We start from the raw sequence: 24,381 nt of genomic DNA on the forward strand, positions 1-24,381 counted from the left end.
ACATACGTCAGCTAATGTCATTGTGCTGGCGCCAATAAAAACAACTCTCCAGCGAAACCCAGAAACACCCGCAGTTGGAGAATTTCATGAATACCTGGTTCGCTAATCTTAGTGTGACCCGCAAACTGGCGCTCGGCTTCGGCCTGGTGCTGGCACTTACCCTGGCGCTGGCCTGGACTGCCTGGACTGGTCTGGGCAGCGTGATCCAGCGCAGTGGTTGGATGAGCGAGATCACCCAGCTCAATAACACGCTGACCAACCTGCGCATCGCTCGCCTGCAGTTCATGCTGGCCAAGGGCGATGCAGTCAGTACCGAGCGCCTGCTGAACAATCTGAACATTTACCTCGAGCAGCAGAAGAAGCTGCTGGGAACCTTCAAGAACCCGGCCAACGTCAAGTTGCTGCAGGAGCAGGACCGCTATAACCAGGACTATCAGCGCTCCCTGGCGGGGATGCGCGCAGCCTACGCGGCAGCGGCTGAGGTGCGCGACCAGGCGAACGTCGAAGACCAGCAACTGAGCGAGCTGCTGGCCAACATGCGGCGCAGTGTTGAGCTTCTGCCGGAAGACGATGCCGATCGCTTCACGCAACTGCAGGCTCTGATGATCACCCATGGTCAGTTGTTGCGCCTGCGTTATCTGCTCGAGCGTTATGACAGCGCACCCGATGCACAAACCGAACAGGCGCTGTCCGAGCGTATCGCCATGGCCCGAGCCAGCCTCGGTGCGCTGCAGCAGGCTTTCGGTAGCGCCCAGCAAGATGCCGTGCGCCGTATCGAGGCGGCCCTGGGGCAGTTCGAACTGACCGTGCAGGCCTTCAAGAATGCCACTGCTGATATTGCCCGGACCCGTCAGGAAATGACCGATCAGCAGACCGAGATCGTCCGCATCAGTGACACCCTGTACAAGTTCCAGATCGAGCGTCTGGCCATCGAGAGCGCCGAGGCGCGCACCTGGCAGATCATCGCCGTGCTGCTGGCGCTGCTGTTCGGCGTGCTGGCTGCCTGGATCATCACCCGGCAGATCACCCGTCCACTGCAAGACACGCTGGGCGCGGTACAGCGCATTGCCGAGGGCGACCTGACGGCCAGCGTGCGGGTCGATCGCCGCGACGAGATGGGCCAACTGCAGCAGGGCATCCAGCACATGGCCACGACCCTGCGCGAGCTGATCGGTGGCATCCGCGACAGCGTCACCCAGATCGCCAGCGCCGCCGAAGAGTTGTCGGCGGTCACCGAGCAGACCAGCGCCGGTGCCAACAGCCAGAAGAGTGAGACCGATCAGGTGGCCACCGCCATGCATGAAATGTCCGCCACCGTACAGGAAGTGGCGCGTAACGCCGAGCAGGCCTCGCAAGCGGCCAACGACGCGGACGGCCAGGCGCGCCTGGGCGACCAGGTAGTGGCCGAGGTGATTTCGCAGATCGAGCGTCTGGCTGCCGAAGTAGGGCGTTCTTCCGAGGCGATGACCGGCCTGCAGCAGGAAAGCGACAAGATCGGCAGCGTGATGGACGTGATCAAGTCGGTGGCCGAGCAGACCAACCTGCTGGCACTCAACGCCGCCATCGAGGCAGCACGTGCCGGCGAAGCAGGTCGCGGTTTTGCCGTGGTCGCCGACGAAGTACGCGGCCTGGCGCAGCGTACGCAGAAATCCACCGAAGAGATCGAGGCGTTGATCGCCGGGCTGCAGAGCGGTACCCAGCAGGTGGCGGCGGTGATGCGCAACAGCCGTAACCTCACCGACAGCAGTGTCGAGCTGACGCGCAAGGCCGGCGACTCGCTGGGTAGCATCACCCTCGCGGTGTCCAGCATCCAGTCGATGAACCAGCAGATCGCCGCCGCTGCGGAGGAACAGAGCGCCGTGGCCGAGGAAATCAGCCGCAGCATCCTCAGCGTACGCGACGTATCCGAGCAGACCGCCACCGCCAGCGACGAAACGGCCAAATCCTCGGCCGAGCTGGCGCGCCTTGGCGGCCAGTTGCAGTCCATGGTCAGTCGCTTCCGCGTTTGATTTGAGTTGGAGCCGGTGCGCGCGGCGCACCCTACGGGAATTACGCTGTTCAAACCGTAGGGTGTCGCGGGGCCGCCTAGGCCGCGCGCACCGCCGACTATCCTGAATCTGCTGGCAAGAATTCAGGAGACAAGGAATGTCCAACTACCGCCGCGCTCGCGATGCGGGCGCCTGCTATTTCTTCACGCCGGTCAGCCACCAGCGTCATCCGGTGCTGACCAAGGCGCCATTGCGTGTGGCCTTGCGCCGCGCCATCGAACGAGTCCGTTTACACCGTCCCTTCATCATCGAAGGTTGGATACTGCTGCCCGATCATCTGCATTGTGTCTGGCGCCTGCCTGAAGGGGATGCAGATTTTGGCTCCCGCTGGTCGATGATCAAGCGCCTGACTTCTCAGGCCTTGCCGGGGTTCTGTGCGATCAGTTTGAGCCGCAGTTTGCGTCGTGAGTCAGGGCTGTGGCGGCGGCGCTTCTGGTAGCACCGTATTCGTGATGAAGGTGATTACCAGCGGCATATGGATTACCTGCATTTCAATCCAGTGAAGCATGGCTTGGTCGAACGCGTGGCAGATCCATGTCGCCACCCTGGGCGGATGGTCATGCATCTCCCCGCCTTGGTGCCACCCTACGACTGGTTCGTATGCCATTCCGGAAAAAGGGGAGTGCGCCTTCGCGGCTGAAGCCGCTCCTAGCAGACCAGTTAGGCCGTAGGTGCGGCTGGGCGGCATTCCGCTTCAGCCGCGAAGGGCTTTCTCAGCTCGCCAACGTCAGCGGCTTGGGTTCTTCCTGCACTTGCACGCCCGCCAGGAACTCCTCGCCCCAGCGGCGAATGTCGTTGTAGCAGACGATATCGAACAGCTCGCGCAGGCGCGCCTGGGCCTCGCTTTTCGGCAGGTTCAGCGCCAGGTAGCAGGTCTGCGCCAGGTCGGCCGGGTCGTGCGGGTTGGTCAGCAATGCGCCCTTGAGCTCGGCGGCGGCGCCGGCGAATTCCGACAGCACCAGTACACCGCGTCCGCCGAGCAGGCCTTGCGCGGCGACGAACTCCTTGGCCACCAGATTGAGGCCATCACGCAGTGGGGTGATCCACATGACGTCGGCCATGGCGTACCAGGCGCTGAGCCGATTCAACCAGCCCCAATGAACGGGCTGCTTCGATATGGCTATAGCCTTGGTCGAGCACCAGACTGGCGGCCTCCCGTTTGAACTCGGGCGTAAAGGAACGACGTCGCTTGGTCATCAGACACCTCTCTATGGCGAGTATTCTCGCCCTAAATGGGTGTCCGGGATTAGTAGACCACTACAAACAGTGCGCAGTCTGCCGTGCGCTCGAGCTCAGTAATTCGTTTGCTGACGGCAGAAAGGGTTAAGTGTGCATGTTCGGAAGCCCTAGTCAGGCTTCCGCACTCGGCGGCGAGGATAAACAGGCGTAGGGACTGCAGATCAAAATGAAGGGGGTTGATCATAATATGTCATGTTCCTCTCGTTCCTTTGCGCGGCCCTGTGTGTCCTGTCGTAGGCACGTTGCGATATACGGCCAGAGCAAAGTGAATCCCCCCTGTTTTTTCTGGCCGGGGGTTGCTGTTGACGAAAAACAGGAGCCGGCCAGATGCCGCCCCTGGTACGCGATTGAGTCTGCCTACGGGAGAAACCTTTATCGACTTGCAACAGAGCCTAACGTTGTCCGAATCTCTCGCGATAGAAAGACGGAGCCACGCCGACTAATTTGCGAAATGCCACGCGAAAGCTTTCGACGGAAGCAAAACCGCATCGCTCGGCAATTTGTTCGTTGTTCAGGTTGGTGCTTTCAAGCAGCGAACGGGCCAGAGACATGCGTGCATGCTGTAACCAACCCTTGGGTGACATGCCTGTTGATTCACTGAATCGACGCAAAAAGGTGCGGTCGCTCATTAATGCCTTCGCCGCCAGCTGGCTTACCGTCAACGGTTTGTCCAGATGCTGACGCGCCCACTCCAGCACTGCTGATAGGTCATCCCGGGGCACTTGAGGTACCGGTGCAGGAATAAACTGCGCCTGTCCGCCGGGACGTTGCGGGGCCATCACCAGACGGCGCGCCACGCAGTTGGCAATATGAGCACCGAAGTCGCGCTCGACCAGATGCAGGCACGCATCTATCCCCGCAGCACTACCTGCTGAGGTAATCACTTGGCCGTTGTCCATATAGAGCACCGCTGGATCTACATCTATTGCCGGGAAGCGCGAAGCCAGTTCATCGGTATAACGCCAGTGCGTTGTGGCCCGCTTGCCATCAAGCAGTCCGGCAGCGGCCAGCACAAAGACACCTGAGCAAATCGACAGCAACCGCGCGCCGCGCACATAGGCATTGCGCAGTGCCTCGAGTAGCGCCTCAGGTGGCTGCTCATCACGGTTACGCCAACCTGGAACAATGATGGTACGCGCCTCGTCCAGCACCTTGAGGTCGGCGTCAGCAGTAACCTGCAAGCCACCCAAGGCGCGCATGGGGCCATCATCCACTGCGACAATGCAATGGCGATACCAAGCAAAGTCGAACTCTGGTCTTGGTAGACCGAAAATCTCAACGGCAATGCCGAATTCAAAAGTGCACAAACCATCGTAGGCCAGCACCGCTACCAAACCAGGGTCGTTCTGCATTTGGCGGAAAGTTACCAGTTGATGTCAGGTTCGCCACTGTAGCGTGCCGAAGCACGTAATTACAGTGGGGCCACTTTCATCAACCGGGAGATACTCATGCCAAGCTTGATCAACGAATTCCCCGTGGCCACTTGTACGGAAGCTCTAGCCCATTTCAGTAGCCGTCTGCGTTTTGAAACCGACTGTTCGGACGTCTACCACAGCCAGCAGGCGGGTGAAGGCGGCTATCTGTTGGTAGATGTCCGCAGTCCGGCGTCTTTTGCTGCCGGTCATATCCCCGGCGCCATCAATATCCCGTCCAGAGCAATGACGGCTGAACGCCTGGCCGCCTTCAGTCCCGATACGCTGTTTGTTGTCTACTGTGCCGGGCCTCATTGCAATGGGGTTCACCGTGCCGCCGTGCGGCTCTCTGGCCTTGGCTATGCCGTGAAGGAAATGCTTGGTGGTGTTACAGGTTGGCTGGATGAGGGGCTGACTCTCGTAGGGGAAGATGTTCCTCATAACGCATCTAAATCCGCCGTTTCCTGCTCATGCTGAATCCTATTCATGTAGTTCGTCCGGCCGTCCCCAAGGACGTGCCGGCACTGATCAGGCTGATGCGCGCGCTGGCCGAATATGAGGACTATCTCTCTGACTTTAACGTCGATGAACAGGCCCTGCTAAGTCGTGCCTTTGGCCCTTCGGCTCAATGCAGGATCTTTGTCGCCGACTGGCATAGCGAGTTGGCAGGTTATGCCGTAGTGCTGGAAATCCCGTTCACATACGACCTGCGGCCAACCTTTCTACTTAAAGAGCTCTATATCGCCGAGCACTGTCGCAGTGCAGGTCTTGGGCAGGCCCTGCTGCAACAAGTTGCCATTTGGGGACTGGCCAAAGGCGCAGGTCGGCTGAAATGGGACGTACTGGTCGAGAACCAGCGCGCAGAAGCCTTTTATCAGCGCCTGGGCGGAAGGCCAGATCGCAAATGGACGGCTTACCAGATGGGATCGCTGGAGATTAAGCAACTCGCGCTAGGCAGTAGGCCAATCTAGGAAGCGGCTCATAAACGCCCCCTTCTTGGGGGGCGTCGGCTGCCCGCAAAGGCTGCACTTTTGTCAGTAAGGCCCTGGTCACGACAGGCATTCGCCTGCGCGACGGCGAGGACTTGGATGTGTTCGGGTTGGTGGCGTGCAGCATTCACAAGCTACCGGGTGACCGAGTTGGAGTCTCCGCAAGAGGAGGTGGCCAGCTACGCCAGCCGTGCAACAGAAAAGCTGCGCGCACACCGCCAGTGTGGCCGACAAATGGTAGGAGGCGCTCGTTCGACTGGCCGTCACAACATGCCTGCGGTCCCAGTATGCAGCCGGTAAGAATACCTCCGGCATCGCCTTGGACCTAGATGCAATGGATGCGCTGTTCGAGCCCGTAACGCATGCAGTCCTCGATCACCTGAGGGGTGGTAAGGCCAAGCCGGCCCAGCCGCAAATGCGCGAAGCGCATGCAGCCCTTGACGGCGAGAGCGCCGTGATAGGGTGAGAGGAAACGGTGGAACCTCCAAACTGGATCAGTTCGTACCGACTGGTATGCGCGCTAGCGAACGGTAGTGACACCGGTGCGAGTGCAGTATGAAGACAGACCTGCAGGTTACGTGCGCAGCATTTAATTGAGTACAGAGGTACTGCCATGAACAAGCCGCATCTTCTGCTTCTACCAGGACTGCTCTGTGATTACCGACTGTGGCGGCACCAGGCTGAGGAACTCGCTGAGATCGCACATATCACGCACGCCGACCTGACACAGTCTGACTCCGTTGCCGAACTTGCAAGTCAAGTTTTGGCGCAGGCCCCGGAGCAAACCTTCGCCCTTGTGGGTCATTCCCTAGGAGGGGATGTGGCGCTTGAAATCATGCGTCGGGCACCTCATCGCGTTTTCGCGTTAGCGCTGATGGATACCAGTGCACATGCCGATAGCACCTTGGATGCGCAGGCGCGTCTGGAGCTTATGCGCCAGGCCGAGTGCGACTTTCCGGCCGTGGTGACCGCTCTATTGCCTAGGTTGCTGCACCCCGGTCATCTTCAGAACAAAGCCCTGGTGCATGAGGTCATGGTGATGGCTGAGCACCTTGGTTCGGTAACCTTCATACGCCAGCAGCGAGCCTTGCTCGGGCGTATGGATAGTCGTGCGAGTCTTGGCCAAATCGCCTGCCCCACTCTCTTGTTGTGCGGGCTCCAAGACCTGATAGCGCCGCCCGCGCTACATTTGGAAATGCAGCAGTCAATCGAAGGTGCACAACTGGCACAAATCGAGGAATCTGGTCACCTGACGCCGATGGAACAACCGCATCGTGTAACCAGCAACCTCAAAGACTGGCTGGGAACGTTGCAGCGGCCATCGCCGCAGATGCTGCGGGAATGAGCATTGCCTTCAAAAAGTTCCTGACAGAGTTCGATATAAGTCACTGCTCTGGCACTGTTAAACGAAGTGAGATGGTATAACGCCAGGAACATGCCGCTTTCGCGCCGCCACTCCAGGTCGGAGACTAGGCTGAAATTCGCCGCCAGAAGTAAGGAGCTCGATGCTGCTTTACAAGGTGCGCTGAGGACTTGCCGATGAATGAGCACATTCTAATTGTCACGGTCGATGAGCTGGCCTATCGCGAATTGCAGGGGATGCTTGGCGGATCGACGGGGAGCGCTTTGTCCGCAGAGCGAGTCGTTTCTCTGAAGGAGGCTGTTGTTAGGCTTAGGAAAGGATCGGTAGACGCCATACTGCTGGACTTGGAGCTACCTGGCAGGCACGGTTTAGACAGCCTGCAGAAGCTGCGGGCGGAAGCTCCAAAAACACCGATATTAGTGCTCTGCGGGGTAGCTAGCCAATCTCTGGCACGGCAAGCCCAGCAGCGGTATGCGCAGGGGTATTGGCTCAAAGACCAGGGGTCAAGCTATCTGCTGGAGCAGGTGCTGCGTGCCTGCATCCGCCAGAACCGTCTGCAGATACTGCAGGAGCGGGCAGAGGCCACTCTCGAATCAATTGGAGATGCTGTTATCACCACTGACTTGCTGGGGGCTGTTGACTATCTCAACTGCGCTGCTGAAATCCTGACCGGCTGGCCACGCGGTGAAGCCAGAGGGCAGCCCATTGAGCACATCATGCCTACGCTCGGTGGCCGAAGCGGAAATGGTCTACCCAGCTTGACCTTCCGCGCATTGCCGCAGGGAATGGATGTCAGCATGCTGCTGATACGTCGTGATGGTACACAGGTCGCGATTGAGGACTCCGTGGCACCGATTATCAGTGTTGGCGGTCACCTCACGGGAGCAGTGGTGGTGTTCCATGATGTTACCGAGGCTCACTCAAGATCTGTGCACCTTGCTTACTTGGCGCAGCATGATTTCCTTACACAATTACCCAATCGCGTTCTGCTCAATGATCGAATCAGTCAGGGGGTTAGCCTGGCGCAGCGCAATGGACACTCAGTTACCCTGATGTTCCTCGATCTTGATAACTTCAAACATATCAATGACTCGTTCGGACATGCTAGTGGCGATCAACTTCTTCAGATGGTGGCACAGCGTCTTTCAGATTGCGTTCGTGGGTCGGATACGGTCTGTCGTAATGGCGGTGATGAGTTTGTCGTCCTCTTGACGGAAGGGCATAGCCAGCAGGATGCCCGCGTCGCCGCGCAGAAAATACTCTTCGCCTTAGCCCAGCCATATCGCATCGATCAACAGCAGTTATGCGTCACCACTAGCATCGGCATTAGTGTCTATCCGGCGGACGGAAAAGATGCGAAGACCTTGCTAGAACACGCAGATATGGCGATGTATCACGCCAAACAGGTCGGTGGGAACAACTATCAGTTCTTTCACGCGGCCATGGGCGAACGCGCTCACTCAAGCCGGTTGATTGCAGGGTAAGAGTCTCGGCATATTCGCGGGCCTGAGCGAGCGAAATTTCAACGTCGGTCACGTTCCTTCATCGGCAACACGCGACAGGAATTTCTCAACAGAATCGGCCGATAGCTGTCGCCGGCCTGATGTTTGTAGCACTTAGGCCCGTCAATCTCGCGATTAATGGCGTAGCAGGGGAGGGAGTGTATCCAGCATCGCTATTGACTTAGATTCTTACCTCTGCAAGCGGCCGTGTATCGGACTCTGTACGCTACCGCACAGAGTGCTTGACCATTGGGCGTATGCTGGAATCTTTGCGCTACGCGTTACACCGAGAGAGTCTGATCATGCACGAGTCGCATAAGCCGCAGCAGAACCATCTGCTGGCGGCCTTATCTGCCGAGGTGCGCCAGCGTCTGTTCGCGCACCTCGAGCTGGTACCCTTGCCGCTTGGCAAGGTGCTCTACGAGTCAGGCGATACCATGCGTCACGTGTATTTTCCCACTGATTCGATCATTTCGCTGATCTATGTGATGGAGAGTGGCGCTTCGGCGGAAATTTCCGTAGTCGGCAACGAGGGACTGGTCGGCATCGCTCTATTCATGGGCGGCGAGAGCACGCCTAGCCGGGCGGTAGTGCAGAGTGGCGGGTATGCCTTCCGACTTAAGGGGCCGCTGCTCAAGGCGGAATTCGATCGCCACGGTGAACTGCTGGTTTTGATGCTGCGTTATACCCAGGCGCTGATCACCCAGATGGCGCAGACCGCGGTGTGCAACCGTCATCACTCCATCGACCAGCAACTGTGTCGCTGGCTGCTGTTGTCGCTCGACCGGTTGCCGAGCAACCAGCTGACCATGACTCAGGAGCTGATCGCCAACATGCTCGGTGTGCGCCGCGAAGGCGTGACCGAGGCGGCTGGCAAGTTGCAGCGCCAGGGCGTGATCGAGTACAGCCGCGGGCATATCACCGTTCTTGATCGGCACAAGCTGGAACAGCTCAGTTGCGAGTGCTACGCGGTGGTAAAGAAGGAGACTGACCGACTGCTGCCATACGTGCCGCAACGTCAGGTCAACTGAAGCGTTGCGTGCCGTAGCGAACAGAGCGCCGACACCGGCTTGCCCCAGACTGGCGAAGCGGGATAGTCAGGCACCTGCTCCGCCCCTCTCCGATTTCCCTGTGCCGCAGGAACCTGCCAATGTCAGGTGCTATCCAGAATCTGCTCCTGGCCGGTTTGCCAATCAGGGAGCGTAATGCCGTGCTGCGGCACTGTGAAGCAGTGCAATTACAGTTTGGGTGTCTCCTATGCGAGGTGAACCAGCCGATGCACTACCTGTACTTTCCGCTCACAGCCTCTATCTCGCAGGTGATCACCCTACGCGGCCATAAGCCGCTGGAATTAGGGTTGATCGGCAATGAAGGCATGCTTGGTGTCACCCTTATACTGGGGATCGAAACGGCGCCCAGTCGGGCTGTGGTGCAGGGTGCAGGCAGCGCCCTGCGTATCAGCATCGAAGCGTTGCACGAGGAACTGCTGGCCCGACCGCGGCTAATGCGTCGGCTCAAGTGCTATCTCTACGTATTGCAGGTGCAGTTGTCGCAGAACGTCGCCTGCGGCCACTTCCATGCCCTGGAACCGCGCCTCGCGCGTTTGTTACTGATGACACACGACCGCGCCCATACCGACCATTTCCATCTGACCCATCAATACCTGGCCAACATGCTCGGGGTGCGCCGCAGTGGGGTGACTATTGCCGCTGGGGCTCTGCAGTTACGCGGCCTGATTCACTACTGTCGTGGCGAGATTGGTATAATCGACCGGGCGAGGCTGGAAGCGGCGGCCTGCGAGTGTTATGCCGAGATGCAAGACGAATACAGTCGTCAGTTCAGCCTGCCGCTGCGTGATTTGGCCTAACGCAGGCGCTGTCTGAACGGCATACCGGCTGTTCGGCCAAGCGCATGGCCATCAGCATGTCCTAGTCCTGAACTGCTGCTTCGGCGCTTGCCGGGCCATAGCCAGTTCGTGTGTGGCATGCTCACCGGCGCGGGGTTGTTCGGTACCCTGGATGGCAAATTTCGCGCCTTAACGGTTGAATTTGAGCCCTCTGGGGCCTGATGCCTGGCTCCGTTTGCGGCTACAGCCGCGCTAACCAGTTTTTCAGCTCCTTGGAGACGGTGTCCGGTTTCTCCAGCGGAGACAGGTGACCACAGGTTTCGATGATGGTCAGCTGCGCGCCGGTGATGGCGTCGGCCATTTCCCGGTGCACTTTCGGTGGGGTAATGGCATCGGCGCTGCCGCACAGCACTAGGGTCGGACAGGCGATCCGGTACAGATCCGGTCGGCTATCGACACGGCCGATCATGGCTCGCTGCTGGTTGATGCAGACTTGTGCGCCTTGGCTGTTGGCCATGGCACGGATCACCTCTAGCAAGCCCAGATCATCCAGGTGCGCCGGGTGCACCAGTTTTGGTAACAGCCCTTCGGTGACGGCGGGAAAATCTATCGCCGCCAGACGTATCGACTGCATTCGGGCTTCGCTATCTTCGTCAGTGTCGGGCCTGGCGCTGGTATTCAGCAAGGCTAAGGCCTGCACACGCTGCGTTGCCTGGCGGAAAATTTCCAAGGCGACATAGCCGCCCAGAGAAAAACCGGCCAGGGCGAACTCATCGGCCGGTGCTTTGGCAAGTACCGCGCGGGCCATGGCGGAAATGGAGTCTTCATCGCTGACGTCGGCGACCGAAACGTGCGCGCTGGCGGCGAGAGCTGCGGCCTGGTGTTGCCAGAGGCGCGCATCGCAGAGTAATCCTGGAAGCAGCAGCAGGTGTGGTCTGGTCATGGTGAACCTCGCTATTGAATATGGTAGTGGTAGCGCAACGTCCGGGGTTGCCGGACACGATCACTGATCAGGTTGCGCCATGTGCCGCAGGTCCACCGTGCGCTAGCGCACTATGTTTCGGTCGTATTGCGATGCCAAGGTATGCGAGCGCACAGACGTCACCGCGTCCGGGCCTTAGCTTGAAGCTGTGCGCACCCTGCGTGCGGAACCAATCGGGAGTAGTACAGTGGACACCTACAGTCACAACCTATCCGCCAGTTTTGCCTTGCGTGAAAAGGCCGAACACGCTCTGTTGCAACTGATACAGCGCGGCTTGTCACGCGAGCAGATGAAGATCCTGATCGCCGGTGAGCTCGTGCCGTTGAACTTGCCGACTCGGGTCAAGAGTCGGGCGGTGCGCGATGCGATGTTGATGGATGGTTCTATCGGTGCCTTGATCGGTGCTGGTCTCGGCGCCCTGATCCAGGCTGCTCTGACGATCACGGACATGGGCTTGCTGCTCGCACCGATCAAGCTCATTGGCTGGGGCGCTTTCCTCGGGGCCTTCCTCGGTGCCATGGCTGGGGTCGCCTCAGTGTCTCCTGGCACCCTCGCGGGCCGGCGCTCGCCGCTGACTCATCGTAAAATAGAAGCGGGCAGCACTGTGCTGTTGGTCAGTACCAGCAGCGCCGAGGAAACCACTACGGTCCTTGAAGTGCTGACGGCCTCCGGTGGTGCCTGCACGGATGTGGATATGATCCAGCGTGGGCATGGCGGCTGGTCGAGCTAAACGGTTCATGCAGGGCTGACGGATACATTCAGTACCTGCTAGCAACTGCCTTGTGCGAGCAGTATAGCCGCTGCGTTGCGGGCCATTTCCGACATCAGCGTTGCTTGGTTTGCCTGGGACATGGCTGTTAGCACGCTACGGTTTGCAATAGCGAAGAAAGGTCAGCCTGCCGAGGCTGACCTGGCGCAGTTCCCTCAATTTAGAAGGTTAGCGCCTTCGATTGCACGCTTTTCACCCCGCGTACGTTTTCCGTGAGTTTCACCGCCAGGGCTCTTTCGGCGCCATCGAGAACCTTGCCGCTGAGGGTGACGATACCGTTCTCGGTGCTGACATCGATCCCCGTGCCGCCGACATTGCGCGAATAGAGCAGAGTGGATTTTACCTTGGTGGTGATCCAGCTATCGACGATGTCGTCACCGACTTCGCTGGCTGCCTGCTTGCCACTTTCAACCATATCCGGCTTATCTGCCTTGATCCTGAGATGATTGTCGACCGAAGTCACGCCATTGGTGCTCATCGCCAGGCTAACCGCATACTCGCGGGCTTCGCTACTGCCCACGGTGCCGCTGAGGGTGACCTTGCCATCGCGTGTAACCACCTTGGTATCCATGCCTTCGGCATGTCGGCTCCAAAGCAGCTTGGACTTGATTGCTGCCGTGGTATTGGCGTCGTCGATGGTGTCGCCGAAGCTGAGTGCATCGCTGGATTTGCTCGGGGTGAACTTCGCATCGACGACGATGTTGTTGGTCACAGAATCTATTCCGCTGACGCCGAGCGCGATCTCATTGGCCAGCTCCTTGTTGGCTTCTTCGGTCACTCGGCCACTCAGGGTCGCCTTGCCGTTTTCCACCGAAACCTTGAGAGCGCTGGCGCGCAGGTAGGGGCTGATGGAGTAGGCGGTCCAGATCTGGCTTTCCTGACGTGCCTCGGTAATGTCCTTGGACATGTTTTCCGCTAACGCACCACCACTCGCCGTGGCGATGGCCAAAGCGAGTGAAGACGCCAGTAGAAGGGTACGGGGTTGCGTATGCATGGTGATAATCCTTTGCGAGAAAGCCGGCGGCGCTACGTGTTTAGCTGTCGCCTGGCTGAAGTGGAGAGAGGGCGTTGCACCGGCATCGGCTGTGGCGAATACCGGTGATGCAGCTTGGCAGCGCGTGGGCTGGCGGTCGGTGCGTTGACGCACCGAGGGCAGGCCCAGATTCATATCCGGCCGAGCAGCACCAGAATTGACGATCAGGCTCAGGCCGCCGCTGGGCATGCAGCCCCAGCGGCGGCTATGGGCCTGGTGGGAATGGCGCCGCCCAACAGCAGGATCAGCACGACCAGCAGAATGGTGCCCAGGCTCATGACGGGCTCTTTGCAGCGTTGATGATGGGGTGGGTTTAGCAGGTCTGAGAGGTGGGGTGGCGCTCAGCATGGCGTAGGCAGGGCTGCCAATCTGTAAGGCTGCGCACGTGAGCACATGTACGCTTGCGACAGTGAGGCAGGTAGTAGAGGGGGCTTTGGCGCTGAACACCAGGCAGCCAAGCGCTCCGCATGACGCGGAGCGATGGGGTGTGGGGTTAGATCAGCTTTTGCATTTCTGCAGGAAACTCTTGACCTGTTTGTCGGCCTCGTCACGCGTGAGGGCGTAACGCTCCTTGAGCAGACCAGCCAGTTTCTGCTCCTGGCCTTCGGTTTTCAGCAACTCGTCTTCGGTCAGTTTGCCCCAAGCAATCTTTGCGGCGCCGACCTGTTGCTGCCATTTGCCTTTGAGGGCATCTGTACTGGGCAGGCTCATGACTTTTTCGGCTCTTGGTTCTGCGCGTTGCGCTTGTCCTGAGTGGCCTGCGGCTTGGTTTGGTTGGCCGCTTCCTTGGGTTGTTGAGGCGACTTGGCGGGGCCCTCAAAGCTGTCTTTGCTGATGACCGGATCGCGATCCGCCTTATAGAACGGCTGGACGGGGCTGGCGTTTGCCGGTTTCTGGGCTTGGCCTTCGGTTTTATCCGAATTCTTGACCGGTTGTTTGTGGGTGGGCTTGTGCATAATGACCTCTTGCTAAAACGGCAACTGCAAAGGTGCGGGGTGCCGGGGAGAGGACTGTGACAGGCGGGTGGGGGCTGGTCGGTGCGCTGCCGAGCTTAAGCTGGAAATTAGTGCTCGGTCAGCGTCATCAAGATATCAGCATACCAGGTGCAGTTAAGGCCCAGCGCCTCGTCCAGCAACAAGTCACGGCTGCCTAGGTCGACTCGAGACGAGTGAATACCCAGCAGACGCCACGGCAGGGCTTGCCGCCCGACGGCTGGATCGAGGGCCCGCATCACCACTGGTGCACCACTGGTGCCGCGGTGAGTGCGGGCATCGGTGAGAAAATAACCGAGGCCCTGAAAGCGTAGGCCGAAAGAGGAGGCGAGAATTGCGTGGCGTACCACCGGCATGTGATGAACGCTGTCATGGAAACCAAGCGGAAAACCGACCACTAGCAACTGACTGCCGATCTCGATGTGCTCCTGAGGCTCCAGCAAATGTTCTGGTCTGAAGGCGTGGTAGGCGATGGCAGTAGGCAGTGCTAGGCGTTCGATTTCGATCACGGCCACATCGATCTCGCCGGCACTATCCAAACCTTGGCGCCATAGACTTCCGCCGTTGCGGTAAAGAGGGATTGAAAAGCCTGTGGAGCTGGCCATGTTGCTCGAATCGGTGTGGACCTCTATCTCCAGGCAGTCCGGGTGATGACCAGTGGGCTCATCGATCAACACGTGACGGCTGGTGACCAGGAACAAGCGCTCATCGCGGGCGAAGAAGAAGCCGCTGGCATTCGTCAGCACCTGTGTACCCGCAATAGTTGTGATACGTGCCACGCTCAACATCAGGGAGTCGATCATGGTTTTCAGGGCCTCCGGTCGATAATTTGCTTACTAACTGACATGTTGCATCAAGTCCTTGGGCTAGCCCGCAGACAGTCAAACCAGCGGTGCTACTTGTGCCATTGCGTCCTGATCTTTCATCCATTCTGCAGCCAGCCATGGCATCACCGATGAATGCGAGGCCATCCCTCGTTTCGGTGCAGTGCAGTCTATCGGTGAAGACCGCAGTGTATGCGTGCCAGCGTACGGATCGAGTGAATACGGGGTGGCAGTATCCAAATGGATGGCGCGTCTGCTTCGCGTCGGATAATTCCGATTGGTGAACGATATGCACAAGCCCAAAAAAACTGACCAACCAAGTAAACCTGCTGACCAGTACTTGCCCGGGAGCTCTGATTCGAGCAGTCACCAGCAAGAGGTTGAGCAGCGTGAACGTCGACTTCTCAGGCGCGATAGGCGCGAACAATCGACACGAGACTTGCAAGATGACTTGATGGATAGCTAGCTCGGCTGAAGGCTTTTGCTCGTCTGTTCGGTCATTCCAGCAGGCTGCGTCTTCAAGACGTGTGTAGGTATCAGGTGGTGCGATTGCGCTCGAAGAAGCTCAGCACCTGTTTTTCTGCTTCTTCGTGGGTCATGCCGTAGCGTGCCTCTACGAGGTGGGTCAATTTATCTTGATCCCCTTCGGATTTGATCAGTTCATTAAGGGTCAACTCATCCCAGTTGATCATGGCCGGACCAGCCAGCTGCCGCCATTTTCCTTTGATGATGTCGCTAAGTAGTCTGCTCATTTGAGGTTACTCCATGATGCCAAAAGGCTGAGTGGGCGGCATGACGGGGTCAGGGCTGCCGATGAGATTCAGCGGCAGCTTGATGTCCACATGGTGTTCCCGATCATCATCACGCAACGGCAGCCTATCGCCTTCAAGACGGATGTCATCGAGGTCGATCGTCTGCTCATCCTGATTTGTGCGCCGCACCGTGATTCGGTAAGGCGTGGCGCCATAACGGTAGTGCAAGGTGAAACCGGGCCAGTGTGCCGGCAATAGCGGACGCATATGCAGGAAGGCGCCGCTACGCTGCACACCGAGCAAGGACTCGACGATCAAGCGGTACATCCACCCGGCGGAGCCGGTGTACCAACTCCAGCCGCCACGCCCCTCATGCGGCGGCATGCCGTAGACATCGGCAGCCAGCACGTAGGGCTCGATCTTGTAGGTCGCAATCGCAGCGGCACTGTCTCCATGGGCGATCGGGTTGATGGCGTGCAGGAGTTCCCAGGCTCGCGTGCTGTCGCCGAGCGCGGCAAAGGCCATGCTTGCCCAGACCGCTGCGTGGGTGTACTGGCCGCCGTTCTCGCGGATGCCGGGTAGATAGCCCTTGATATAGCCAGGTTCCATGGCATCGCTATCGAAGGGCGGGGTGAGCAGCTTGATCAGACCTATGTCGCGACGAAACAGGTGACGGTCGAGCGACTCCATGGCCATCCGCTGGCGCTGCTCGGGTGCCGTACCGGAGAGTACGCACCAGCTCTGGGTGATGGAGTCGATACGGCACTCGTCGTTGCTGGCAGAGCCCAGTGGCGTGCCATCGTCGAAGTAGGCGCGGCGATACCAGGCACCATCCCAGGCGTAGCTTTCCAGGTTTTCACCTAGGAGCGTTGCCTCCTGCCGACAGCGGCGTGCACAGTCCGGATCGCCATTGAGTTCGGCGGTGGTCGCGAACTGGCGTAACACTTCATGGCCGAAGAAACCGAGCCAGACACTCTCCCCCTTGCCCTGTTCACCGACACGGTTCATTCCGTCATTCCAGTCGCCATGGCCCATCAGCGGCAGGCCGTGAACGCCGCGTGGCAGGCTGTGCTCGATGGCGCGCACGCAATGCTGGTAAAGCGTTTCTCGTAGAGCCGACTGGCCGGGCAGATCGTAGTAGGACTCCTCGCCGTCATTGAGTGTGCGGCCTTCCAGGTAACCGACGCTTTCCGAGAGCACGCTGTGGTCACCCGTGACCTGCACGTAGCGGCTCGTCGCCAGGGCCAGCCAGAGATAGTCATCGGAGCAGCCGGTGCGCACGCCACGGTTCATCGGCGGGTGCCACCAGTGTTGCACGTCGCCCTCGATGAACTGGTGGGCTGCGCACAGCAGCAAATGTCGACGCACCGCTGCCGGCTCGGTGTGCAGCATCGCCATGCCGTCCTGCAATTGATCGCGAAAGCCGATGGCTCCGCCAGACTGGTAGTAACCACTGCGTGCCCAGAAGCGGCTGGCGATGACCTGATACATCAGCCAGCCGTTCACCAGGACATCGAGCGCCGGCTCGGGTGTTTCAATCTGCACCGCTGCCAGCGTCGAGCGCCAGTGGGTGCGAACGATTTCTAGCTCGATCGCTGCCGTCGCGCTACCGCGCATGCGTTGAACCAGGTGAGATGCGCTCTTTGCGTTCTGCTCGGCGCCGAGGCGAAAGATCACCTTACGGCTCTCCCCGGGCGCCAGTTCGATCCCCACGCGCAGCGCGGCGCAGGGGTCGAGCCCAGTGCCTCTGCGCCCTGACAGCTGTTCCTGAGCCATGGCTGCCGGTGCCTTGAGGTTGCCATTGCGGCCGATGAATTCGCCGCGGTCGGCCGTAATGCTCATGAGCGGCATGTCGACATCGAAGAACGCCACTCGGCCAGGGAACTCGATCGAGTAGGCGTTGCGTGCGAACAGAGCGCCAGTGTCCACGTCTGCATAAGTGACGATATGCATGGTCGATTGACTGCGCAGTTCGCCCAGAACCCAGGCCACATAGCCGGTGATAGAGAGTCGCCGTGGACGATCCGAGGTGTTGCGCACCAGCAACTGCGAGAACTTTATCGGTGCCTCCAGTGCCACGTAGATGCGCAGCTTGGTCTGGATGCCGTCCTCAGTGTGCTCGAACAGGCTGTAGCCGAACCCGTGGCGGGTGAGGTAACGACCGTTTCCCGGACAGGGCAGGGCAGTCGGTGACCAGTAGTGGCCATTGTCCTCGTCGCGCAGGTAGATGGCCTCTTCGCTGGCGTCGGTGACGGGGTCGTTGCACCACGGCGTGAGGCGGAATTCGTGAGCATTTTCATGCCAGGTGTAGGCGCTGCCGCTTTCCGATATCACCGTGCCGAACTGGGGGTTGGCGATCACGTTGACCCAGGGCGCCGGAGTCGGCTGACCAGGCATCAGACGAATGACGTATTCGTTGCCATCGGCGCTGAATCCTCCATAGGGGTTGCTCAGTAACAGGCTTGGGTCTGGCGCCGGAAGTGTTGAGCTGCGCGCGGGCTTGTGCAGCAAGCGCGCATCGAACATCGGCAAGGCCGGGCCTGCCTTGCGATGACGGATCTGCTCGGACAGACGGCCATGCCTGTCGTTGAGCACCAGGTGCGCCACGGCCTGCATCAGAATCCGATCCTCGCTGGACAGCTGCTGCACCGGGCGGACGAAAATGCCGCCGGGTCTATCTAGCAGATTCGCCTCGCTGCCGGAGGTCGCCAGGCCCAGTATGAGGTCTTGTAGGTTTTGCCGGTAACCGGCCTGGTCTTCGTTCCAGATCACAAGATCGACTACCAGCCCCTTTTGGCGCCAGTAGGCATGGGCTTGTACCAGTTGCCGCACCAGTTCGATGTTACCGGCGCTGGAAATTTGCAGCAGTACGATCGGCAGATCGCCCGAGATGGCCTGGCCCCAGAGCCCACTCTGATTACGCTGGTTGGCCGCCAGGATCTGAGGGGGCGCACGCAGTGAGGGTGTACTGTAAATGATCGACGCGGCCATCTGCTCGAACAGGCGTGCATCAGCGTGGCTGATGTTCAGTTGCCGCAGCAGCACTTGGCTATGTGTCCAGGCCAGATCAAAGACGCGATCGGCGAGATGGCGGTCGCGGTATTTGTTGATCAGGTGCAGACACCCACTACGGCTGTCGCTGACACCGCTTACCAGATCGAGGATGGCGCCTTGACCGGCCTCCAGGATGAATCGACAGCGTATCGCCACGATGGGATCGAGCACGGCGCCGACCGTACCGGAGAGCTCATCGACATCCATGGCCGCCGGCTGCGCCAGGTTGCGCCCGCGACCGATGAAGCGGGCTCGGTCGGTTTCGTAGGAGATCGCCTCGATGTCAACGCCATGGGCGGCCAGCAAATGGCAGAGCCAGGTGCTGCGTTCCGTTTTCGAGCGTGGCCGGCGGGTGCACAGAATCGCTTGTAGATCCGCGTGCAGCTCGGTTTCTATGAACAGTTTGCTGAAGGCCGGATGGGCCAAGTCACTGCGCTGCGGTGCCAGCACCACTTCGGCGTAGCTGGTTAGTTCGATGGAGCGACGCGTGGTGCCACGATTGCTGATATGCAGACGCCGCAGCTCGGCATTGTCCTCGGGGGACACGACGATCTCCGTATGCGTATCGATATCCCGTTCGCGTAAACGGAACTCGGCCCTGGCATCGGTGAATATCGCCTCGAAACTCTCCGTACGCTGCAGCGTTGGTTGGAATGCGTTTGACCAAAATGCACCGCTGGCGGTGTCGCGCAGGTAGCAGAACGTGCCGGCGGCGTCACAGGTCACGTCCTCCTGCCAGCGGGTGACGGCGAGCTCGTCGCAACGGCTGTAGCCGCCGCCGGCATGGCTGATCATTACGTGATAATGGCCGTTGGAGAGCAACTGCACGGCAGGATGAGCGCGATCGGGGTGGGTATAGACGCGCAACTTGCTCTCATCGGCGCGAGTGGCCACTTCCTCCTGCTGCATCTGGGGCGCGTGCAGGTATTGGGGCGCACTTTTGGGCATGCGCTCCTGGAGGAGCAAGGCGGTGGCCTGGAACTGTGGATCGGCCTCGAAGCGCCGGTGCATGGGGCGCTTGAGTAGCACGGCAGCCAGCGCCAGGAAGCTCATGCCCTGGTGGTGGGCCATGAACGACTGGATCACCGCCGAGCTGCGCCCCAGGGGCAAGCGCGCGCTGGTGAAGTCCAGCGCTTCGTACAAACCATAGCGACCGGCCATGCCCATGTCTGCCAGCGCCTGCAGATTGCGGCAGGCTTCAGCAGGCGCCACCAGCAGCGCCAGAGCCGATGCATAGGGGGCGACGACGATGTCGTCACCGAGTCCGCGCTTTAAGCCAAGGCCTGGAACGCCGAACGCGCGGTACTGATAGTTCAACTGCGTGTCGAGGGCGTTGTAGCCTGACTCGGATACGCCCCAGGGCAGGCCGAGCTTGCCGGCATAATCGATCTGGAGCGCCACGGCGGCCTTGCAGGTCTGATCCAGCAAGGTGTTCGGGTAACTGGGCATGACCAGCAGTGGCATGAGGTACTCGAACATCGAGCCGGTCCACGACAGCAGCACCGGGACGCTACCGCTGCTGGTCAATAGTCGGCCGAGGGCGAACCAGCCCTCCTGTGGTAACTGACCCTGGGCAATCACGACGAAGTTGGTCAGTCGTGCTTCCGAGGCCAGCAGGTCGTAGTAGGCGCCATCGAGACGCTGCTCATCGGCGTTGTAACCGATGGCCAGCAGGTCTCTCTGCGGGTCATAGAGAAAGGTGAAATCCATGTCTGCCAGGTCGCCTGCCAATTTGGCCAGGCGTTCTACCAGCGCGATTCGCTCCATTGCGCAGGCTTTGGCTTTGCGCGTCGGCACCTGCTCGTCTGCCGGCCAGTCGTTGGTATCGAGCGTTGCCAATCGCCGCCAGGTGAAGCGTCGCGAGCGTTCGCCTGGCAGGAGCAGGCTGGACATTTCAGCACTCAGGTCTCGGCATTGCGCACTCAGCACCTGTAGCCAGTAGCTGGGCTCTTCTTGCTGAGCCAGGGGCATGGTCAGCTTCTCGGCTTGCTCGAGCAAGCGCTGTAGGGTAGGCAGCAAGTCGGTGAGCGCAGGCTCTGCCAACGCCTTGAGCAACTCGTCGAGAAGCTGTTCGTCCAGGCCGGCATCCAGCACGGATTCCTGCAGGACATCAAGGCAATCTCTCAGGCCTTGCAGCGTGCGTGCGTCATCCGGCTGCGTATCAGGCAGCTCCAGCAGCCCCTGGCGAAGTGTCATGAGCAGGCCAGCGAGGTTGCCGCTGTCCACCGTCGAGATGTAATGCGGTGCCAGTGGTTTGAGGGTGAGCGTGTCGTACCAGTTGTAAAAATGCCGGCGATAGCGCGGCAGCAGCGCCATGCTGGTCAGCATGTGTTCCAGGCGGGCAAGCAAGCGCCCGCCACCGATATAGGCGAAATCATGGGCGGCCAGGTGGGACAGCAGGGCCATCCCCATGTTGGTGGGCGAGGTGCGATGCGCGGTGACGGCCACTGGCTGTTCCTGGATGTTGTCCGGCGGCAGCCAGTTGTCCGCAGGCCCGACCAGATCCTCGAAGAATGCCCAGTTCCGCCGTGCCTGCTGGTGCAGGAAGCGTCGCTCGTGCGCAGTGGGCTCGAACGCCGGTGAGGCCGATGGCTGGCTCAGCCACCAGGCGAGTGCGGGGGCTACCGACCAGGCGAGCAGAAAAGGGGCTGCGACGGCCAATGTCAGCGGTTGCATGAGCAGCAGAATGAACAGGCCAGCGGCCAGCGCTGGGCATACCCACATGAGGCGGTACAGCCCGGATAGATCGTTACGACTGCAGCGCTCGACTTGCCGAGAAGGGTTCCACTGCAGCAGGTTGCGATGACTGACCAGCACTCTCCAGAGCGTTCGGCCAATCGCATCCAGGCTGTTGAGCGTCTCGAACGGCAGCCAGACCAGTGGCAAGAGGGCACGCTGAAAGCTCGATGCGCTGCTGCCAATGGTTGTGCTCAGATGCAGGCGTAGAGGCACCTCGGGCGGCTTGTGCAGCAATTCAAGCAACAGACCCAGCAAGGGTTGCGTGAGCACCAGGGCCATGATCGCCAGTACCCACAGCAGCGGCTGCGAGCTGGCGAACCAGGCCCATAGGAGCGCGCACAGAAAAGCCGTCGGCTCAAGGCTGCGGCGCAGGTTGTCGAGGATCTTCCAGCGGCCCAGGGCATCCAGGCGGATAGCCTGCTTACAACCAGCCGAGGGCGGGCATGAGAGCAACCAGGGCAGCAACTGCCAGTCGCCGCGAATCCAGCGGTGGTGCCGCTTGGCATCGGCGCTGTAGCAGGCGGGGTATTCCTCATAGACCTGGATGTCGCTGATCAAGCCGGAGCGCGCATAGCACCCCTCGATGAGGTCATGACTGAGGATGCGGTTTGCCGGCAGGCAATCCACCAGCGCCCGCTCGAAGGCATCCACGGCATAGATGCCCTTGCCGATGAACGAGCCATTGCTGAACAGATCCTGGTAAACGTCGGAAACTGCGCGCGTGTAAGGGTCGATCCCTGCATCACTGCCGAACAGGTGGGCGTAGGTCGAGCGCGCGATGCTCGACAGGCTGATGCCGACCCGTGGCTGCAGGATGGCGTAACCGCTGATGATGCGTCGCTGGCTGGCGTCGAACTGTGCCACGTTCAGCGGGTGAGCGAGGGTCCCGATGAGCTGGCGCGCGACATCACGCGGTAGCTGCGTGTCAGTGTCCAGGGTGATCACGTAGACAGTCTGCTGCAGCCTCGCCAGGTCGCCGACAATCAAGGCGAAGCGTTCTTGCCCTTGGCCGCGCAACAGGGCATTGAGCTCGCTCAGCTTGCCGCGTTTGCGTTCATGCCCCATCCAGCGTCGTTCGGTCGGGTTCCAGCGTCTGGGCCGGTGCAGCAGGTTGAACCGGCTGCCTGCCATGGCCGGGTACTTGTCATTCAACGCTTCGGTTGCCTGGCTGGCTCGCTCCAGCAGCTCGGCATCCTCATCCTGCGTCTCCTGCTGCGCGTCGAGGAAGTCGGTGAGCAGGGCAAAATGCAGATTGCTGTCGCGGTTGGCCAGGTAGCGCACCTCCATGCCTTCCACCAGTTCATCGACATCCTGCGTGCTGCCAATGAGGGTCGGTACGACCACAAGGGTGCAGGCATCTGTGGGAATGCCCTCGCTGTAATCGAGGCGCGGCAACATGTTCGCCGGCATCGTCAGGGTCACCAGCCAGTTCACCAGGCCGATGGCCAGGCGACTGGTCATCAGCAGAATCGGTACGCTGAGCATGGCCAGGTAAAGCGGCGACCAATGATCGGCATGCGCCAGGGCCAGCAGGGGCCAGGCCAATATGGCGCTGAGCAGCAGTGCCGGGGTCAGGAAGAAATACAGAGGCGCACGTCTGAGCAGGCGTTGCCCCCGCTCGATGAGCGACAGCCGCACGCCGAGCTGTCGCTCCAGTGCCGGTACGCCTTTATCGACCAGGTAGAAACCGACATGGGCCGTGCGTGGTGTATCGGGCGGCGCGCCGGTGGCCAGTTCGAGCGCCGCGTGCGCGACTGCTGTCTCGTCGTGCTGGCACGCTCGGGACAAGCGCTCCACCGCATGCCGATAGTGATCGCGGGTGGCGAAGTCCATGCGCGCGTAGATGCCGGCAGGGTCCTCGCGCAGCACCTGTTCCACGCCACTCATGTGCTCGACGAACTTGCGCCAATCGGTGGCCGAGAGCATGCGCAGGCTGTTGATGCAGTTGCTGATGGAAACCTGTTCGGCTGCCTGTGATTGCGCGTCCAACTGCACCAGACGCTCGATGTTCAGGTCGGATTCCGCCAGTGTCTGCTCGATCCAGGTCAGCGGCAGGATCAGCGCGGTATTCTGCCCCTGCAGCCGGCGCGTCAGTTCGGCAACGAAGGAGCTGGTCATGGGCAGTGGTGAGCGCGCCATGTCCGCTACCGCCAGGACGATGCTCTTGGCATCACGCTCTGCGGTTTCGCTCAAACGGTCTGCCCAATGGTTGGCCAGGTTGCGATCATTCCAACTGGCCATGACCCGTGACGCCACTCGGCGCAGATTCTCGATCAACGCCAGGCGCAGCATGATGGGCACGGCCCACAGTTCGCCCAGGGTCAGCGCAGTGCTGGATTGGTAGGCCATGATGAAGCGCCCCAGGCTTTCGCTGTCGACCCGTCCATCCCCGTGGGAGATGGTTTCCAGGGCGATGTCGTACACGCGGGGCAGGGTCGACGAGGGGCCATTGGACAGCCCGGGAAGCTCGCGGCAATAGCCTCTCGGAAGGTGCTTCTGCGCGGTTTGTATCTGCTCTTCGATCAGATAGAAATTATCCAGCAACCACTCAGCGGCGGGCGTAGCCCGTTGGCTGGAAAGCGTCGCTGCCGTCATGGCCTGGCAACTGCTGGCTAGTACCCTGGCGTTCTCGGTCAGTCGCTCCAGCAAGGCGTCGGAGGTCGTGTGCGGGCTGAGGCGATGCTGATGAGCGAGCTCGGCACCATGGTTGGCCATTTGTTCGGCACTGAACAGTTCGGAGCGCAGGACAGTCTCGTATTCAAATGTACGAGGCGTAGAGCGCCATAACCGCCGGATGAGGCTAGACCACGGAGTATCCATTTGCTTCCTGGCGTGCG

General features: G+C 60.2%; 16 protein-coding genes and 5 pseudogenes. 10 read left to right on the forward strand and 11 right to left on the reverse strand.

Features of this window, described 5'->3' with window-relative positions; translation table 11 throughout:
* Nucleotides 1–86 precede the first annotated feature (86 nt).
* A complete protein-coding gene (locus tag JLK41_RS13170; protein ID WP_210389091.1) occupies nucleotides 87–2,009 on the forward strand; it encodes a methyl-accepting chemotaxis protein in 1,923 nt (640 codons plus the stop codon).
* A 136-nt stretch (nucleotides 2,010–2,145) separates the two neighbouring features.
* Nucleotides 2,146–2,688: pseudogene (locus JLK41_RS25550) on the forward strand (REP-associated tyrosine transposase).
* A 73-nt stretch (nucleotides 2,689–2,761) separates the two neighbouring features.
* On the opposite strand, the pseudogene JLK41_RS13180 reads toward JLK41_RS25550, so the two are convergent.
* The 4 genes and pseudogenes from JLK41_RS13180 to ftrA form a co-directional block, all read right to left on the reverse strand.
* Nucleotides 2,762–3,127 (reverse strand): annotated as a pseudogene (locus tag JLK41_RS13180) (trehalose-6-phosphate synthase); the annotation flags it as partial.
* A pseudogene (locus tag JLK41_RS25555) lies at nucleotides 3,120–3,245 on the reverse strand (transposase); the annotation flags it as partial. The pseudogenes JLK41_RS13180 and JLK41_RS25555, both read right to left, overlap by 8 nt.
* Before the next feature lie 61 nt (nucleotides 3,246–3,306).
* Nucleotides 3,307–3,471: pseudogene (locus JLK41_RS13190) on the reverse strand (helix-turn-helix domain-containing protein); the annotation flags it as partial.
* A 208-nt stretch (nucleotides 3,472–3,679) separates the two neighbouring features.
* The gene (gene ftrA, locus JLK41_RS13195; RefSeq protein ID WP_179554387.1) at nucleotides 3,680–4,639 is read right to left on the reverse strand and encodes a transcriptional regulator FtrA; all 960 of its coding nucleotides are present in this window, start codon (nucleotides 4,637–4,639) and stop codon (nucleotides 3,680–3,682) included.
* A gap of 96 nt (nucleotides 4,640–4,735) precedes the next feature.
* Between ftrA and JLK41_RS13200 the strand changes: the two genes are divergently transcribed.
* From JLK41_RS13200 to JLK41_RS13225, 7 genes and pseudogenes are all read left to right on the forward strand, one after another.
* Nucleotides 4,736–5,176, forward strand: a complete 441-nt coding sequence (locus tag JLK41_RS13200) for a rhodanese-like domain-containing protein (protein WP_210389092.1) — start codon at nucleotides 4,736–4,738, stop codon at nucleotides 5,174–5,176.
* Nucleotides 5,170–5,670, forward strand: a complete 501-nt coding sequence (locus tag JLK41_RS13205) for a GNAT family N-acetyltransferase (protein ID WP_210389093.1) — start codon at nucleotides 5,170–5,172, stop codon at nucleotides 5,668–5,670. The genes JLK41_RS13200 and JLK41_RS13205 overlap by 7 nt, the downstream gene beginning before the upstream one ends.
* 244 nt (nucleotides 5,671–5,914) lie before the next feature.
* Nucleotides 5,915–6,040: pseudogene (locus JLK41_RS25560) on the forward strand (NYN domain-containing protein); the annotation flags it as partial.
* A gap of 261 nt (nucleotides 6,041–6,301) precedes the next feature.
* Complete coding sequence (locus JLK41_RS13210) at nucleotides 6,302–7,033, forward strand: alpha/beta fold hydrolase (protein ID WP_210389094.1); 732 nt, start codon at nucleotides 6,302–6,304, stop codon at nucleotides 7,031–7,033.
* A gap of 194 nt (nucleotides 7,034–7,227) precedes the next feature.
* A complete protein-coding gene (locus JLK41_RS13215) occupies nucleotides 7,228–8,535 on the forward strand; it encodes a diguanylate cyclase domain-containing protein (RefSeq protein ID WP_210389095.1) in 1,308 nt (435 codons plus the stop codon).
* A 320-nt stretch (nucleotides 8,536–8,855) separates the two neighbouring features.
* Complete coding sequence (locus JLK41_RS13220) at nucleotides 8,856–9,584, forward strand: Crp/Fnr family transcriptional regulator (RefSeq protein WP_210389096.1); 729 nt, start codon at nucleotides 8,856–8,858, stop codon at nucleotides 9,582–9,584.
* A 119-nt stretch (nucleotides 9,585–9,703) separates the two neighbouring features.
* Nucleotides 9,704–10,420 carry a Crp/Fnr family transcriptional regulator gene (locus JLK41_RS13225; protein ID WP_210389097.1) on the forward strand — a complete coding sequence of 239 codons (717 nt, stop codon included), beginning with the start codon at nucleotides 9,704–9,706 and terminating at the stop codon, nucleotides 10,418–10,420.
* A 220-nt stretch (nucleotides 10,421–10,640) separates the two neighbouring features.
* Here JLK41_RS13225 and JLK41_RS13230 read toward each other — a convergent pair whose 3' ends face one another.
* On the reverse strand, nucleotides 10,641–11,342 hold the full coding sequence (locus JLK41_RS13230; protein WP_210389098.1) for an alpha/beta fold hydrolase: 702 nt from the start codon (nucleotides 11,340–11,342) through the stop codon (nucleotides 10,641–10,643).
* Between the two features lie 226 nt (nucleotides 11,343–11,568).
* Here JLK41_RS13230 and JLK41_RS13235 point away from each other — a divergent pair, with 226 nt between their 5' ends.
* A complete protein-coding gene (locus JLK41_RS13235; protein ID WP_210389099.1) occupies nucleotides 11,569–12,111 on the forward strand; it encodes a hypothetical protein in 543 nt (180 codons plus the stop codon).
* 199 nt (nucleotides 12,112–12,310) lie between these two features.
* On the opposite strand, the gene JLK41_RS13240 is transcribed toward JLK41_RS13235, so the two are convergent.
* The 6 genes from JLK41_RS13240 to JLK41_RS13270 all read right to left on the reverse strand — a co-directional run bounded on the left by JLK41_RS13240 (nucleotide 12,311) and on the right by JLK41_RS13270 (nucleotide 24,364).
* The gene (locus JLK41_RS13240; protein ID WP_244976417.1) at nucleotides 12,311–13,372 is read right to left on the reverse strand and encodes a BON domain-containing protein; all 1,062 of its coding nucleotides are present in this window, start codon (nucleotides 13,370–13,372) and stop codon (nucleotides 12,311–12,313) included.
* 309 nt (nucleotides 13,373–13,681) lie between these two features.
* Nucleotides 13,682–13,894: a CsbD family protein gene (locus tag JLK41_RS13250; protein WP_210389101.1), complete on the reverse strand. Its 213-nt coding sequence runs from the start codon at nucleotides 13,892–13,894 to the stop codon at nucleotides 13,682–13,684.
* Nucleotides 13,891–14,139: a hypothetical protein gene (locus JLK41_RS13255; RefSeq protein WP_210389102.1), complete on the reverse strand. Its 249-nt coding sequence runs from the start codon at nucleotides 14,137–14,139 to the stop codon at nucleotides 13,891–13,893. Before JLK41_RS13255 ends, JLK41_RS13250 begins: the two co-directional genes overlap by 4 nt.
* 107 nt (nucleotides 14,140–14,246) lie before the next feature.
* Nucleotides 14,247–14,978 (reverse strand): S1 family peptidase, encoded by a 732-nt coding sequence (locus JLK41_RS13260; RefSeq protein WP_210389103.1) that lies wholly within the window; start codon nucleotides 14,976–14,978, stop codon nucleotides 14,247–14,249.
* 557 nt (nucleotides 14,979–15,535) lie between these two features.
* A complete protein-coding gene (locus tag JLK41_RS13265; RefSeq protein WP_037002018.1) occupies nucleotides 15,536–15,751 on the reverse strand; it encodes a CsbD family protein in 216 nt (71 codons plus the stop codon).
* Nucleotides 15,752–15,757: 6 nt separating this feature from the next.
* A complete protein-coding gene (locus tag JLK41_RS13270) occupies nucleotides 15,758–24,364 on the reverse strand; it encodes a glycoside hydrolase family 94 protein (protein WP_210391230.1) in 8,607 nt (2,868 codons plus the stop codon).
* Nucleotides 24,365–24,381: the final 17 nt, after the last annotated feature.

Origin of the sequence: Ectopseudomonas khazarica, assembly GCF_017915135.1 — a bacterium.
In the GTDB taxonomy this organism is placed as follows: domain Bacteria; phylum Pseudomonadota; class Gammaproteobacteria; order Pseudomonadales; family Pseudomonadaceae; genus Aquipseudomonas; species Aquipseudomonas khazarica.